At 71.6% G+C, this 14856-nt stretch carries 10 protein-coding genes; 3 read left to right on the top strand and 7 right to left on the bottom strand.

What is annotated here, in order from left to right:
* Positions 1 to 14: 14 nt before the first annotated feature.
* Genes ACZ4U4_RS20410 through ACZ4U4_RS20400 form a run of 3 tightly spaced genes read right to left on the bottom strand, consistent with a single transcriptional unit; the run spans position 15 to position 6570 of the window.
* Complete coding sequence (locus ACZ4U4_RS20410) at positions 15 to 1946, bottom strand: helicase-associated domain-containing protein (protein WP_467876088.1); 1932 nt, start codon at positions 1944 to 1946, stop codon at positions 15 to 17.
* Entirely contained in the window at positions 1943 to 3604 is a 1662-nt protein-coding gene (locus ACZ4U4_RS20405) for an SWIM zinc finger family protein (protein ID WP_467876085.1), read from the bottom strand. The genes ACZ4U4_RS20410 and ACZ4U4_RS20405 overlap by 4 nt, the downstream gene beginning before the upstream one ends.
* Entirely contained in the window at positions 3601 to 6570 is a 2970-nt protein-coding gene (locus ACZ4U4_RS20400; RefSeq protein WP_467876083.1) for a DEAD/DEAH box helicase, read from the bottom strand. The genes ACZ4U4_RS20405 and ACZ4U4_RS20400 overlap by 4 nt, the downstream gene beginning before the upstream one ends.
* A 401-nt stretch (positions 6571 to 6971) precedes the next feature.
* Here ACZ4U4_RS20400 and ACZ4U4_RS20395 point away from each other — a divergent pair, with 401 nt between their 5' ends.
* A complete protein-coding gene (locus tag ACZ4U4_RS20395; RefSeq protein ID WP_467876080.1) occupies positions 6972 to 8471 on the top strand; it encodes a UvrD-helicase domain-containing protein in 1500 nt (499 codons plus the stop codon).
* 213 nt (positions 8472 to 8684) lie between these two features.
* Positions 8685 to 9005, top strand: coding sequence for a DUF6343 family protein (locus ACZ4U4_RS20390; protein ID WP_467876078.1), 321 nt, complete (start codon positions 8685 to 8687; stop codon positions 9003 to 9005).
* A 96-nt stretch (positions 9006 to 9101) separates the two neighbouring features.
* Here ACZ4U4_RS20390 and ACZ4U4_RS20385 read toward each other — a convergent pair whose 3' ends face one another.
* The 3 genes from ACZ4U4_RS20385 to ACZ4U4_RS20375 form a co-directional block, all read right to left on the bottom strand.
* The gene (locus tag ACZ4U4_RS20385) at positions 9102 to 9509 is read right to left on the bottom strand and encodes a tetratricopeptide repeat protein (RefSeq protein ID WP_467876076.1); all 408 of its coding nucleotides are present in this window, start codon (positions 9507 to 9509) and stop codon (positions 9102 to 9104) included.
* 272 nt (positions 9510 to 9781) lie between these two features.
* On the bottom strand, positions 9782 to 10372 hold the full coding sequence (coaE, locus tag ACZ4U4_RS20380; RefSeq protein WP_467876074.1) for a dephospho-CoA kinase: 591 nt from the start codon (positions 10370 to 10372) through the stop codon (positions 9782 to 9784).
* A gap of 118 nt (positions 10373 to 10490) precedes the next feature.
* Positions 10491 to 11438 carry a PAC2 family protein gene (locus ACZ4U4_RS20375; RefSeq protein ID WP_467876071.1) on the bottom strand — a complete coding sequence of 316 codons (948 nt, stop codon included), beginning with the start codon at positions 11436 to 11438 and terminating at the stop codon, positions 10491 to 10493.
* A 441-nt stretch (positions 11439 to 11879) separates the two neighbouring features.
* Here ACZ4U4_RS20375 and ACZ4U4_RS20370 point away from each other — a divergent pair, with 441 nt between their 5' ends.
* Complete coding sequence (locus tag ACZ4U4_RS20370) at positions 11880 to 12869, top strand: right-handed parallel beta-helix repeat-containing protein (protein WP_467876069.1); 990 nt, start codon at positions 11880 to 11882, stop codon at positions 12867 to 12869.
* A 143-nt stretch (positions 12870 to 13012) separates the two neighbouring features.
* Here the strand turns inward: ACZ4U4_RS20370 and rpsA are convergent, their stop codons facing one another.
* Positions 13013 to 14527, bottom strand: a complete 1515-nt coding sequence (gene rpsA / locus ACZ4U4_RS20365; protein ID WP_391647616.1) for a 30S ribosomal protein S1 — start codon at positions 14525 to 14527, stop codon at positions 13013 to 13015.
* Between the last annotated feature and the right edge of the window lie 329 nt (positions 14528 to 14856).

Genomic DNA, 14856 nt, shown 5'->3' with positions numbered 1-14856 from the left:
CGAGCAGCGGCTCGTCAGGGCTGTGGACAACCGGCATCGGCCGGGTCGGGCGTGCCGAGGAGACGGCGGGCGAGGGCCAGCGTGGCGTCGGGGTTGCGGACGGGGACGGGGGCGTGGGTGCGGTGGGTGGGGAGGCGTTCCACCTGGGTGACTCCGGTGTCGGATTCGAGGGCCGGGGCGTACCCCGCGGCGCGGAGGGCTTCGAGGGCGTCGGCGGGCGGGCGGCTGCTGACGAGGACGGTGGGGGCGATGGCGCGGAGCCCCAGGCCCTGCAGCGCGCGGTGGGCGGCGAGTTCGGCGATGAGGGTCTCGTCGTCGGAGCGGAGGCAGCAGGCCGCGGGGACCACTCGCATCCGGCCGTGGGCGCGTGCCGTGTCCTCGATGAGGAAGGTGAGGGGTTGCGGTAGGTGGCCGTCGGCCGATGCCGCGGTGAGGGCGGCGAGGAGGTCGGTGGGGCGGTGGCCGCCGTCGAGGGCGCGGCGTACGGATGCGGGGGTGAAGCGCCAGGTGACGGCGTGGCCCTCGGATTCGCGGTCGGCGGTGGCGGCGAGCAGGTCGGTGAGGGTGGGGGTGGGGCGGCCGGGGACCACGGCGGTCAGGTCGGCCTGGAAGTGGGCGTGGTCGAGGGGCGCCGGCAGCAGGTCGTGGAGTGCCGCGTCGAGGTCCCGGGGGTCGGCGAGGAGGGCTTCGCCGAGCGGGGTGAGCGTGCCGTGGGCGACGAGCCCCAGGTAGGCGGCTTCGTGGAGGGTGTGGGCGGCACGGTCCTCGATCTGGGGCTGGGCGTCGAAGGCGAGGGGGCGGTGCCATCGGGCGGCGTCGAGGAGTTCCCGCAGCGGGGTGTCTGCCGTGCTGCCGCCAGCCGGTTGCGGGGTGTCGGGCAGTGGTGGGAGGGGGGCGCCGCTGCCCAGGGGGACGGTGGCGAGCGCGGCCAGCAGCGCGTGGCGGAGGGCGGGGGCGTGCCGGTCGTGGCCGCGGACGAGGGCGGTCGGGGTTTCGCCGTACGGGGTGTGGGTGGGCAGGCCCCACAGGGATGACCAGGCGGTGAGCAGCGGGGCGAGGCGTTCGCCGGGGGTGCGGGTGAGCCAGTCGTCGTAGGCGGCGGTGGGGAGGGCGGTGATGCCGGAGGGGGTGCGGGTGAGGGCGATGAGGTCGGCGGCGAGGGCGAGGTCGAGGAGGAGGCGGGTGTGTGCCTCGCTGGCTCCGGCGGTTTTGGCGAGGCGTTTGGTTTCGCGGACGGTGAGGCCGCCGGATTTGCGGAGTGCGGCGGGCTGGGTGGCGAGTGCGGCGAGCAGCCGTTCGGCGGTGGTGGCGAGGGTGGCTGCCGCGGCGGCCGATTCGTCGCGGAGGGCGGTCGGGCTGAGGGGGCCGGTGCCGGGCCGGGCGGGGTGCGGGGTGAGGCGTGGCGGGGCCGCGGTGAACGGTCCGAGGGGCGCGGCTGCCAGGAGTTGCGCGGTCCGGGGCGGGACGACGATGTGGCCGTCCTCGGTGCGGGCGGCGATTCCGTCGTCGCAGAGGGAGCGCAGGGCGGCTTCGGCCGTGGCCCGGGCGGGGCCGGCGGTGGCTCCGAGTGCGGTGCAGGTGGCGTCGGGCGGGACGGGTGCGCTGGCCAGCCGGGCGAAGGAGAGCCGGTGTGCCATGAGGGACTGGTAGTCGGCGCCGGACGAGGGGGCGGCGGGGGCCGGTGCGTCCTGGTCGGCGCGGTCCTGGCTGAGGCGGGCGGTGGTGGCGAGGACCTGGAGTCTCGGATGGTCGAGGTGCAGCACCAGGTGGTGGAGGGTTTCGTACGACCACAGCGCGGTGGCGAGGTCCCGTAGGCCGGTGGCGGCGGGGCGCAGGGAGAGCGGGGCCGCGTGCCGGGTGAGGAGCGCGGCGAGCTGCTCGGGGGTGCGCTGTGCGAGGGAGCGGGTGAGTGTGTCGAGTCCTTCCACCGTGTCGAGGTTAGTCATCGCGTGAGGAGGTTGCGGAGGGCGGTCAGGGGGTCGGGGTCGGCGGGGCCGGTGGGCCACCAGATCTCGGCTCCGGGGTCGGATTCGTACGGGTACCAGCGGCCGTCGTGGCCGAAGCGGAGCTGGTGGCGGCGGGCGGGGTCGGTGAGGCGGTTGTGCTCGGGGCGCAGGGGTGGGTGGCCTGCGGCGAGCAGGGCGCTGCGGGCGCGGTCGAAGTCTCCGGCGGGTGGGTCCCAGGGTTCTTCGAGGAGGACAAGACCCTCGCGTCCTCCTTGGCGCCATGCGGCCACGGAGCGGGCGACGTCCTCGGTGCTGCGGCCGGTGGCGGCGGCGAGGTCGCGGAAGAGGGCGCGGGTGGCGGAGGTGAGCCCGGCGGTGGGGTGTGCGGTGGCCGCGAGGCGGAGGGCGTCCTGCCAGGGGGTGAGTGCGGCTGTCTGGTCGGCCTCCGTACGGCGCCGGGCGGCGGGTCGCCCGAGGGCGGCCAGGCGGGCGTGGGCCCGGGCGGCGGTGTCGGTGGCGAGGAATTCGACGGCGGCGGGGTCGAAGGGCAGGCCGGTGCCGTCCGGGAGCGCCGGGGTGGATCCCGGTGCGTCGGGGAGCGGCAGGGGTGGCGGGAGCGGCGGGCGGGGGCGGTCGGCGAGGGCGTCGCGGGCGAGCACCCCGCGCCGGGTGTCCGGGGGCCGGGGTGCGGGGTCGCGTAGCGGACCGTGCGGGGATACAGGAGCGGCCTCGGCCTCCGGCCTCGCCGGGACTGTGCGCTCGGGAGCCCTCCGACGCGGCGCGAGACCGGCCGGAGGAACCGGGCCGTGGGGGTCCGGCCGGGCCCCTGCCGAGGGCGGCAACCCCGGTCGGGATCGGCGCGCTTCGTGAAAATCAGCGGTCCCCTGGGGCCCGTCGCCCTGTCGGGCTTGGTGGTTCTCGGGTTCCGGGTGAGTCTCGCGGGCGGTGTGGACGGCGCTGCGGCGGGTGAGGTCGTCGAGGAGTTCGCGTTCGCCCCGGCCGCGCATGAGCAGCAGGACGAAGGGGTCCGCGTCCAGGAGGCGGGCCACGTGGCAGCAGAGGGCGGCGGCGTGTTTGCAGGGGCGTCCGTGGTCAGGGCAGGAGCAGCGGGGCGTGAGGTCTCCGGGCCCCGGCAGCAGCGGAACGGTGCCGTCGGCGAGGGCTTCGGGGAGCTTCTTGGCCAGGAGTGCGGCCAGTTGGGCCGGTTGGGCGGCGACGGTCTCCAGGAGCGTGTCCCACTCCTCGTCCGGAAGGGTGCGGAGGCGGATCTCGGCGCTGTAGGGGCGCGGCCGGCTGCCGCGGATGGTGGCGAGGATGCGCCCGGGGGTGATGTTGACGGTGTCGACGTGGCCGTCGCGGGCGTAGGCGCGGCCGCGGGCCAGCCGTGCGGGATCCAGGGCCGTGGTTTCGAGGGCGTCGAGCCAGGCGCGGCCCCACCAGGTGGTGGCGAAGGTGTCGCCCGTGGTGTGCGGTGGCAGCGGCGGGAAAGTGCGGGAGCGGTCGGCGCGGGCGAGACGGTCCGCGACTGCTCTGCGCCCGGCGTCGGCGTGCCGGCCGCGGAACGGCGGGGTGCCGGGGGCTCCTTGCCGGCCGGCCGGGCGACGGCGGGGGCCGGCGGCGAACGGGTCGGGGGGTCCGGAGGCGGGGCGGGGGCTCATGCGGGCCTCCGGAGTGAGACGAGGTCGGCGAGGTCGGCATCGGACAGTTCGGTGAATGCGGTCTCCCCGGTGGAGAGCACCGCGTCGGCGAGTGCTCTCTTGGCGGTGAGGAGGTCCGCGATGTTGTCCTCGACGGTGCCTTCGGTGATGAGGCGGTGCACCTGGACCGGCTGGGTCTGGCCGATGCGGTAGGCACGGTCGGTGGCCTGCTCCTCCACCGCAGGGTTCCACCAGCGGTCGTAGTGGATCACGTGGCCGGCGCGGGTGAGGTTCAGTCCGGTGCCTGCGGCCTTGAGGGAGAGCAGGAAGACCGGGACGTCGCCGGACTGGAAGCGGTCGACCATCTCCTCGCGCCGGGCGACGGGGGTGCCGCCGTGCAGCAGTTGATTCGGGATGCCGCGGGTGCGCAGGTGGCGTTCGAGCAGCCGGGCCATTTCGACGTACTGGGTGAAGATCAGGGTGGCACCGCCCTCGGCGAGGATGGTGGCGAGCAGTTCGTCGAGGAGTTCGAGCTTGCCGGAGCGGGCGACGAGTCCCGGTGCGGCCTCCTTGAGGTACTGGGCGGGGTGGTTGCAGATCTGCTTGAGGGCGGTGAGCAGCTTCATGATCAGGCCGCGGCGGGCGATACCTTCCGCGCCTTCGATGGCGGCGAGGGTTTCCCGGACGACCGCCTGGTAGAGGGCTGCCTGTTCGCGGCCGAGCGCCACCGGGTGGTCCGTCTCGGTCTTGGGCGGGAGCTCCGGGACGATACCGGGGTCGGACTTTCTGCGGCGCAGGATGAACGGCCGCACGATCCGCGCGAGGCGCTCCGCGGCCCCGGGGACTTCACCGCCCTCGACGTCCCGGGCGTGCAGCGCGCGGAACGTCTTCAGGGGCCCGAGGAGCCCGGGGGTGGTCCAGTCGAGGAGGGCCCAGAGTTCGGAGAGGTTGTTCTCGACGGGGGTGCCGGTGAGGGCGATGCGGGCGGGCGCCTTGATGCCGCGCAGCGCTCTGGCGGTGCCGGAGCCGGGGTTCTTGACGTGCTGGGCCTCGTCGGCGACGACCCAGGCCCAGGAGTGGTCGGCGAGTTGGGCGGCGCTGCTACGCATCGTCCCGTAGGTGGTGAGGACGAATCCGCTGTCCGCGCCGTCGAGGCTGCGCCCCGCTCCGTGGAAGCGGCGTACGGGGGTGCCGGGCGCGAAGCGTTCGATCTCGCGTTGCCAGTTCCCCAGGAGGGAGGCGGGGCAGACGACGAGCACCGGGTCGGCGGGGCGGCGGTGGAGGTGGAGGGCGATGACGGTGACGGTCTTCCCCAGGCCCATGTCGTCGGCGAGGCAGCCGCCGAGACCGAGGGAGGTCATGGTGTCGAGCCAGGTCATTCCGCGGAGCTGGTAGTCGCGGAGGGTGGCGCGGAGCGCGGGTGGTTGCGGCAGGAGGTGGGTGGGGTCGGCGAGGCGGTCGCGCAGTGCGGCGAGCGCCCCCAGGGGGACGACCTCCACCTCTTCGCCGTCGATGTCGGTGGTGCCGTTGAGGGTGGCGGCGAGGGCGTCGGCCGGGTTCAGGAGGCCGACCTCCCGCTTGCGGGCCTTACGGACGAGGGCGGGGTCGACCGGGACCCACCGGTCGCGCAGTCTGACCATGGGGCGGTGTGCCTCGGCGAGTCCGTCCATCTCGGCCTCGGTGAGCGGCACCCCGTCCATGGCGAGCTGCCAGCGGAACTGCAGGAGTTGGTCGGTGTCGAAGAAGCCGAATCCGTCGGCGGCGGTACCGGGTGCGGGGCGCAGTACGGCGGTGGCCGTGAGGCCACGGGCCAGCTCTCTGGGCCAGTGGACGGCCACCCCGGCGGCTTTCAGCCGGGTCGCCACCGCGCCGAGCAGATCGGTGAGTTCGTCTTCGTCGAGCGGGAGGACGTCCGGGACCGGCCGGTCGAGGAGTCGGCCGAGCGGGGCCCAGATCCGCGCGGCGCGGCGGAGGGACAGGAGGGTGTCGACGCGGGAACGGGGGCCGAAGCGGTCGGCGCCGTCGCCGTCCCACAGGTCTGCCGCGTCGGTCACGAGGGTGGGGTCGGTGAGGCTGTGGACCTGAAGGATGGCCGCGGCGGCGTTCCGCTCGGATGCCGAGTCCTCCGCATCGTGTCCGTCCGTGGGCGACGCCGCGTCCGGGCTGTCGAAGAGCCGGTGCGGGGCGAGGTCCAGCCGTAGGGAGAGGCGTACCCCGGCGTCCGCACCGGCCGCGGTTTCGGCCGCCCACTCCCGTGCGCCGGGGATCGCCTGCGGTTCCTGGGCGGCGAAGGCGGGCCCGGCGAGGAGCGCGGCGCCCGGTGTGCGGGGCAGCGTGTCGGTGACGGCGTCGACGAAGAGCCGGACGAGCGCCACCGGGTCGGGGAGCTGGAGGGGGCGGGTGCCGGGCAGGGGCGCTGCGTATGCCTCGCCGGGCATGGCTGCGGCGACGGCGGCGAGGTGGGCGGCATCGTCCGGGTCGAGCGGCCCGGCGCGCCAGGCGTCGACGTCCTGTTCGGTGAGGCCCGGCAGCAGCCGTCCCCGCGCGACGAGGTGCAGCGCGTGGTGGGCTGCAGCTCCCCAGCAGGCGGCCGCCGGATGGGCTCCGGCGGCGTGCCGGGCATCGAGCAGCAGGGGGAGCGCGTCAGCGATCGGCAGGAGTACGGCGGGGACAGCGCGGCTCCGTGCGCCGTTGCCGTGGCGTCGGGCGACGGTCAACTGCACGGCGCCGTGGGACTGACCGTCGCCGGGCACCGTCCCGGCCCGTCGTTCTTCGCTACCGTGCTCGGTCTCCCCGCAGGGGAGCGGGGCACCGTCCGGCCGCCAGAACGCGACGGTCCCGGCTCGCGGCGGCGAGCCCGGCAGGAAGATCGCTGCGCACGTCGCCAGGCCCGAGCGCTGCTTCTCTCCCTCGGCAGCACGACGCGAACTCGGCGAGGCACCGACGGCCGAACCGGCGCGCCCCACCCGCTCACCGCCCGCCGCCATGCCTACCTCTGTCTGCCGATCACTCGCTGTCACACGCCTCGCCGGTTCGGCAGCTTCCCTCTGCCACAAGGCTCCAGCCTGCGAGTCTACGGTCGTCTGCACGGCCCCTCCTCCCCCGCTTCGTTTCCGCTCCCCGTCGCTCCGACGCGAGCGCTCCCCCGCTGCGGATCGCTGCGAGCGATCCACCGCCGATGGAACCAGACGCCACTGACAATCGCCCCTGAGCTGGGCTTCCGGCGGTCCGCCGCCACGGACCCCGGCGCACACACGCGCACCGCGCCGTCCGCTCCCTCGCGGGTTTTCCACAGCCCGCGAAAGTTCTCGCGCAGCGACGCCGAAGAGATTACAGTGAGTCACGAAATTACTTTCCGTGACCAACTCGTCTCGTCGAGGAGATGCCCATGCCTGCCCCTCGCACCACCACCCCCACCACCGAACAGCGCGCAGCGGCGGAGGCGTTCCGGTCCGGCTCACACCTCGTGATCCAGGCGGGCGCCGGGACGGGAAAGACCACGACCCTCGCCATGCTGGCGCACGAGGCACAGGCCCAGGGCCGCCGCGGCCGCTACCTCGCCTTCAACAGATCCATCGCCAGGGATGCCGCCCACGCTTTTCCGTCGGAGACCGCCTGCACCACCGCGCATGCCCTTGCCCACGCCGAAGTCGGCAGAAAATACCGGGCCCGGCTGGACGCACCCCGGCGCTCGGGGTGGCGGACCGGTGCGGCTCTCGGGATGGACACCGGAATGTCCTTACGCCTCGGCCCCCGCAAGATCACGAGCCGGGCCTTGTCCTGCACGGCACTGCGCACCGTGAACCGCTTCTGCCAGTCCGCGGACCGCGATCTCGCACACCACCATGTCCCACCCCTGCGCGGCGCCGAGGCCGAGCCACTGCACAGCCGGCTCTCCGATGCCGTTCTCCCGTACGCACGCAAGGCATGGGCCGATCTGCAGAATCCGGACCGGGGCGCAGTGCGGTTCCTCCACGATCACTACCTCAAGATGTGGGCCCTGCAGGACCCCGTCATCCCTACCGACTACCTCCTCCTGGACGAGGCGCAGGACACCAACCCGGTCGTGGAGCACCTTCTCGACGCCCAGCGGGAACACGCCCAGGTGGTGCTGGTCGGCGACTCCGCACAGGCCGTCTACGGCTGGCGCGGGGCCCGCGACATCATGACCGGATCCCCCGGCCGGCACCTCCACCTCTCCCGCTCCTTCCGTTTCGGCCCGGCACTCGCCCACGAAGCGAACCGCTGGCTGACCCTGGCGAACGCACCACTACGTCTCACCGGAGCACCGTGGCGCACCACGGAACTCACCGTGGTCCGCACCCCTCGGGCGATCCTCTGCCGGTCCAACGCGGGCGCGATGAGGGAGGTGATACGGCAGCTGGCGACGGGCCGCAGAGTGGCACTCGCCGGCGGTAGCGGGGCGCTGCGCGCCCTGGCGCAGGCCGCACACGACCTGGAATCGGGCCGGTCGACCAGGCACCCGGAGCTGACTCTCTTCGCCTCGTGGGGCGAGCTGCGCGAATACGCAGAGTACGACCCGGCGGGCCGAGATCTGCTGCCGCTGGTGGAGCTCGTCGACACCCACGGAAGCGAGGCGGTCCTCGCCACCCTGGACCAGCTCTCACCCGAAGAACATGCCGAGGTCACCATCTCCACCGCACATCGCGCCAAAGGGCGTGAATGGGACAGCGTACGGATCGGCGACGACTTCACGGAGCCCGATGATCTGGACGAGCAGGACGACCGCGGGATACCGCTCCCCGGCCCCGTCGATCCCGACGAGGCCCGCCTCGCCTATGTAGCGGTGACCCGAGCACGCTCCCGGCTCGACATCGGTGGGCTGTCCTGGATCAACAGACACCCGGCCGGCGACCCCCGCGCCTGACCCACGTCCACACCTCTCGAGGGCACGGAGCGCGGATCGGAGGACACCGTCCGCACGGACCGAAGGGAACGGAATTACTTACGGAGTCGCCTCGGCTCACACCTCGCCGACCGCCCTCGCGCGGGCTCGCCCCTCCTGCGCTGGGTGACGTGGCGCTACGCACCGGTGAGTGACGACCCCACGATTCAGGAGGACCATGGAGACGGGAGATGGATGGCAATGCGCACGGGAAATGAGCCCCTTCACGCACGCAGTCCGCTGAAAATCCGCTTCGGACTGATCATCTGGGGGCTGGTCTGGACCGTCGCCGGAACCGTGGCTTTCGTCATGGTCGGCAGACCGGGCTGGGCAGCCGCCTGCGCCGCTCTGGCCGTGGTGACCCTGATGGACCTGGCCATGGTTATCCGGCACATCCACCAGGGCCCGCACTACCAGCCGGGCAAGGACATACCCCCCTACGAGCCCGACCACGGCCGGAACAAGGCGCTCACCCGGCCCCGCTCGTCAGGGCCACAGGGCCGAGCGCACCCGTAGCGCCACCACACTCACGACCCCATGCACGTCGTTCGCCTGAGGAAAGGAGGAAGGCCCGAAGGCCGGGCCCGCCTCAGGACGCCCGGAGCACACGGATCAGGCAGCGGGAGCAGGCGGCAGGTCGGGGCCGACGTCGTCGGTACCGGTGCCGAAGCGAGCAGCCTGGAGGAAGTCGGGCCTCGGTTCGAGGGCCGCGGCGAGACGGAAGTGGCGCAGCGCCTCTACGGGGCGGCCGGCCCGCTCGAAAGTACGTGCCAGGGCGAAGTGCGCGAACGCGTTGTCCGGCTCACGCTCCAGCACGACCTGGAATTCCAGCTCGGCCGGACGGAGCTGAGCCGCGAGGAAGAAGGAGCGAGCACGCAGCAGCCGCGCCGCGGTGTTCTCCGGGTGCGCCTCGATAACCGAGTCGAGCAGCCGGATCGCGCCCCGAGGGTCGCGGATGTCCAGCAGCTGCTCCGCAGTGCGGTAATCGATGACATAGGTCTCGGGGCTGCGCTCTTGCACGGCGGCCTCCTTCCGGTGAGCACCGGATGCCCCTCCTGGGCCACCCGGTCGGATACTCACCGCACAACGACAACGCCTGACGCGGCATTCCCGGCGGACGGCCGGCGGATAAGGAACCGGCATCGACGCCTCGTCTCAGCCCGCACGAGGCCGAGAAGGGAGCGCGAGACGGAGAGGGGTGAGGGGCGGGCGGAGGGAGGAAGGAGGGGGTGGGGCGGGGCGGGGGGCGGGGGGGGAGGGGAAGCCCCCCCCCGGAGCCCCAGGATCCCCCCTCACCCCTCCCCCAACCTCTCCCAAACCTCCCGAACCTGCCGTTCCAAAGCGTCCAGCGGCCCATCGTTGTCAATCACGACATCGGCAACGGCGAGCCGTTGTTCGCGGGTGGCCTGGGCGGCCATTCGAGCTTTCGCCTCGTCCTCGGACATGCCCCGCAGGCGTACCAGCCGGTCCAGCTGGGTTGCGGGGGCCGCGTCCACGACGACGACCAGGTCGTAGAGGGGGGCCAGGCCATTCTCGGTGAGCAGCGGTACGTCGTGGATGACGACGGCGTCGGGTCCGGCGGAGGCTTCCAGTTCGGCGGAGCGGGCGCCGACGAGGGGGTGGACGATGGCGTTGAGGGCTTGGAGTTTGGCGGGGTCGGAGAAGACGATGCCGCCGAGCTTGGGGCGGTCGAGGGATCCGTCCTCCGCGAGTACGCCGTCGCCGAACTCCGCCACGACCGCCGCCAGTCCAGGCGTGCCCGGTGCGACGACTTCGCGCGCGATCTTGTCGGCGTCCACGATCACCGCGCCGTAGGAGGCCAGCAGCCGCGAGACTTCGCTTTTGCCGGCGCCGATTCCGCCTGTCAGTCCGACCTTCACCATGGGCTCACGCTATACGCAGGCTGCACCCACCCGCCCAGGGAGCACCCGGATCCGAGGTCGCAGGGGCTGGGCCGAGACGCACAGAGCACCCCACGCCCCACCCCGTACGCATCCGGTGTCAGGCGGTTCCGTCGTCCGCTTCGCGTTCCGCCAGGAAGCGTTCGAGTTCGTTGCCGATCTCCTCGGCGGACGGCAGGTCGACCGCTTCCGCCACGAGGTTGCCGCGGGTCTCCGCGCCCGCCACCGCGTCGTACTGGTGCTCCAACCCGCTGACCAGAGCGACGAGTTCTTCATCTCCCTCGGAGATCTGCCGTTCGATCTCTTCCTGGGTGCGGAGCGCCTCGGTGCGCAGGGAGTGTGCGGTGCCGGGCAGGACCAGGCCGGTGGCGGCGGTCACGGCTTCCAGCGCGGTGAGTGCGGCGTCCGGGTAGGGCGACCGGGCGATGTAGTGCGGTACGTGCGCGGCCACACCGAGCACGTCGTGTCCCGCTTCGGCGAGCCGGAACTCGACCAGGGCTTCGGCGCTGCCGGGGACCTTCGCTTCTTCGAAGACGTCGGCGTGGCCGGGCATGAGGTCGGTGCGGTTGCCGTGCGGGGTGATGCCGACGGGGCGGGTGTGCGGGACGCCCATCGGGATGCCGTGGAAGTTGACGGAGAGTCGTACGCCGAGGCGCTCCACCATCTGCCGGACAGCGGCGGCGAACCGCTCCCATTCGACGTCGGGTTCGGGCCCGGAGAGCAGCAGGAAGGGGGCGCCGGTGGTGTCTTCGACGAGCCGCAGTTCGATGCGGGGCGTTTCGTAGTCCGTCCAGCGGTGGCGGTCGAAGGTCAGCAGGGGGCGACGGGCGCGGTAGTCGATGAGCCGGTCGTGGTCGAAGCGGGCGACGACGCGGTGCGGCAGGTCGTCCAGCAACCGTTCGACGATCTGGTCGCCGGTTTCACCTGCATCGATGTAGCCGTCGAAGTGGTACAGCAGCACCAGTCCGGCGGAGTCCTGGGCGGTGATGGCTTCCGCCTCGGCGAGCCCGCTCGGCTCCCATTCGTACAACCCCTGGGGATCCAACACAGTGTCCGCTCCTTCGTGTGTCCGTCCGGGACAACATCCGGCCGGGGTGCCACATTCCCGGTTGTGATCGCGGGCCCGACAGCATCAGGCCAGGATTTCTGCGCCGGCGTGCCATGGCGGACCGCCCTTCCGAATCGTCGGACCGCCGCGCTCCGGTGCCCGGGCATCCGGGGCCCGGGCCAGGGAAGCAACGCGGTCGGCCGGGTCATGGGCGGCCCTGAGTCTCCCACCTTCCGACAGCACGGTGCACCCGCTCGGTCAGGAGGTGCGGCGGGTTGCGGCGTGTGCACCTGCACATCACCCACCGTTCACTCTTCTGAACCATGTCCCCGTTCATGTCCATGCAGGCCCCTTGACGCTCGAACTGCGGCACCCCTAGCTTCTCGACGACCCTCGCGATTCACATTTCCGCCCCACGTTCATATACGGAAAGGCAGATGAATGCGCACCGGACCCCTTCTCACCGCTTCGGCCGCCCTCGCACTGGCCGTCGGCGCGGCCCTGACCGGCACCGCGGGCGCTTCCCCCGCGGGTTCGCCCGCCGTCTCCCCCACCCGCGCGATCGATGTCTCGAACGCGTCGCAGCTCAAGTCCGCCTTGGCGGAGGCGAAGCCCGGCGACACCATCCAGCTCGCCGACGGTACCTACCAAGGCAATTTCAAAACGTCGGCCGCGGGCAGCTCCGGTTCGCGGATCACGCTCACCGGATCGTCCAAGGCGGTCCTCACCGCCGGCGGCGGTTACGGCCTGCACCTGAACGGCGCCTCGTACTGGACGATCAAGGGCATCACCGTCACCGGCGGACAGAAGGGCATCATGATGGACGGCGCGGACGGCGTCGTGATCGACTCGGTGACCGTGCACGATCTGGACATGGAGGGCGTCCACTTCCGTAAGTCCAGCAAGAACGGGGTCATCAAGAACTCGACGATCCGTGACACCGGTAAGGGTGGCAGCGGAATGGGCGAGGGCGTGTACGTCGGCAGCGCGGGCGGCACGGACGATCACAGCGACAACGTTCAGATTCTCGGTAACACCATCGGTCCGGGCGTCGGCGGCGAGAACGTCGATGTGAAGGAAGGGACGACGGGGACGAAGATCGTCGGCAATACCTTCGACGGCAGTGGGCTGACCGGCGCGAACTACGACGACTCCTGGGTCGACGTGAAGGGCAACGACGTCCTGGTCGAGAAGAACACCGGTCGGCACACCAGCAACAACGGCTACGAGACACACTCCCAGGAGTCCGGCTGGGGGTGTGGCACGGTCTTCAAGGGCAACAAGTCCGACCTGAGCGGCGCCTCCGGGGAGGGCCGCTACGGCTTCAACATCACGAACTACGACGCGAAGAAGTGCCCGGTGACGATCGCGGGCGACAACACCGTGACCGGTGGGCGCGGCGTCGCCAACCCCGGTATTCCGGTGGGCTGACCTGCGAGGGCGTCGGCCGACAGAGGCGCCGGGCCGGGTCGACGTACCAGGGCAGCGGCACCGGCCGGTCCCGGGAACGACGAAGGCCCGCCCCGTAAGGGGGCGGGCCTTCGCCTATCGGCTAGTGCCTAGCGGGGAGCTTTTCAGCTCTGGCCGCCGGCCAGCTTCTCGCGGAGCGCGGCCAGGGCCTCGTCCGACGCCAGGGCGCCGGAGTTGTCCGCCGACTCCGAGGAGTACGAGCCGCCGCCGGCGTTGCCGCCGCCAGCGTTGCCGCCACCGGCCGCCGGGGCCGCAGCACCCTCGGCCGCAGCCTGCTCGTCGGCCTCGCGGGACTTGACGACCTGCGCCTGGTGCTGCTCGAAGCGCTGCTGGGCCTCGGCGTACTGGTTCTCCCAGGCCTCGCGCTGGGCCTCGTAGCCCTCCAGCCAGTCGTTGGTCTCGGGGTCGAAGCCCTCGGGGTAGATGTAGTTGCCCTGGTCGTCGTAGGACGCGGCCATGCCGTACAGGGTCGGGTCGAACTCGACCGCCATCGGGTCGGCGCCGAAGGACTCGTTGGCCTGCTTCAGCGACAGCGAGATCCGGCGACGCTCCAGGTCGATGTCGATGACCTTGACGAAGATCTCGTCGTTGACCTGGACGACCTGCTCCGGGATCTCCACGTGGCGCTCGGCCAGCTCGGAGATGTGGACCAGGCCCTCGATGCCCTCGTCGACGCGGACGAACGCACCGAACGGAACGAGCTTGGTGACCTTACCCGGGACGACCTGACCGATCTGGTGGGTCCGGGCGAACTGCTGCCACGGGTCTTCCTGGGTCGCCTTGAGCGACAGGGAGACGCGCTCGCGGTCCATGTCGACGTCGAGGACCTCGACCGTGACCTCCTGGCCGACCTCGACGACCTCGGAGGGGTGGTCGATGTGCTTCCAGGACAGCTCGGAGACGTGGACGAGACCGTCGACGCCGCCCAGGTCCACGAAGGCACCGAAGTTGACGATGGAGGAGACGACGCCGGAGCGCACCTGACCCTTCTGGAGGGTGGTGAGGAAGGTCTGGCGGACCTCGCTCTGGGTCTGCTCCAGCCAGGCACGGCGGGACAGGACCACGTTGTTGCGGTTCTTGTCCAGCTCGATGATCTTGGCCTCGAGCTCCTTGCCCACGTAGGGCTGGAGGTCGCGGACGCGGCGCATCTCGACCAGGGAGGCCGGGAGGAAGCCACGGAGGCCGATGTCGAGGATGAGACCACCCTTGACGACCTCGATGACGGTACCGGTGACGATCCCGTCCTCTTCCTTGATCTTCTCGATCGTGCCCCAGGCACGCTCGTACTGAGCGCGCTTCTTGGACAGGATGAGGCGGCCTTCCTTGTCCTCCTTCTGGAGAACCAGGGCCTCGATCTCGTCACCGACGGCGACGACCTCGTTGGGGTCGACGTCGTGCTTGATCGACAGCTCGCGGCTGGGGATCACGCCTTCGGTCTTGTAACCGATGTCGAGCAGGACCTCGTCCCGGTCGACCTTCACGATGACGCCGTCGACGATGTCGCCGTCGTTGAAGTACTTGATCGTCTCGTCGATCGCGGCGAGGAAGGCTTCCTCGTTACCGATGTCGTTGACCGCAACCTGCGGGGTGGTGGCGGTGGTCTCGGTGCTGCTCGTCATGTGGGAAAGGGCTCCGGTACGGACATTGAAGTCGTAGGTACTGCTACGCCGAGAGCCGTTATCGCTTCTGCACAAGCCGGACAGCGTCAGAGGCGCTTCCCTGGAAGCCCCGCACAGAACGGAGCAACCGAAACGCCTCGAAAACCGAGGGGACATACATACAGATGCGAGCGCGACCTGCTCCGTCTGAGGCGCACAAGCCCGCAGCGCAACTTGTAGCATACGGGGGCAGCCGGGCAGGGTCAATGCGCGAAGCCGCACACCCAGGGCAGAACGCCCGATTACCGGCACGCGTGATGTTCCGCGGGGCCCGGAGGGCCTCGCCGTCC

The organism is Streptomyces sp. NPDC029159 (genome assembly GCF_055564055.1).
Note: the sequence above shows the minus strand (reverse complement) of the source record. Positions and strands in the feature narration are given on the sequence as shown.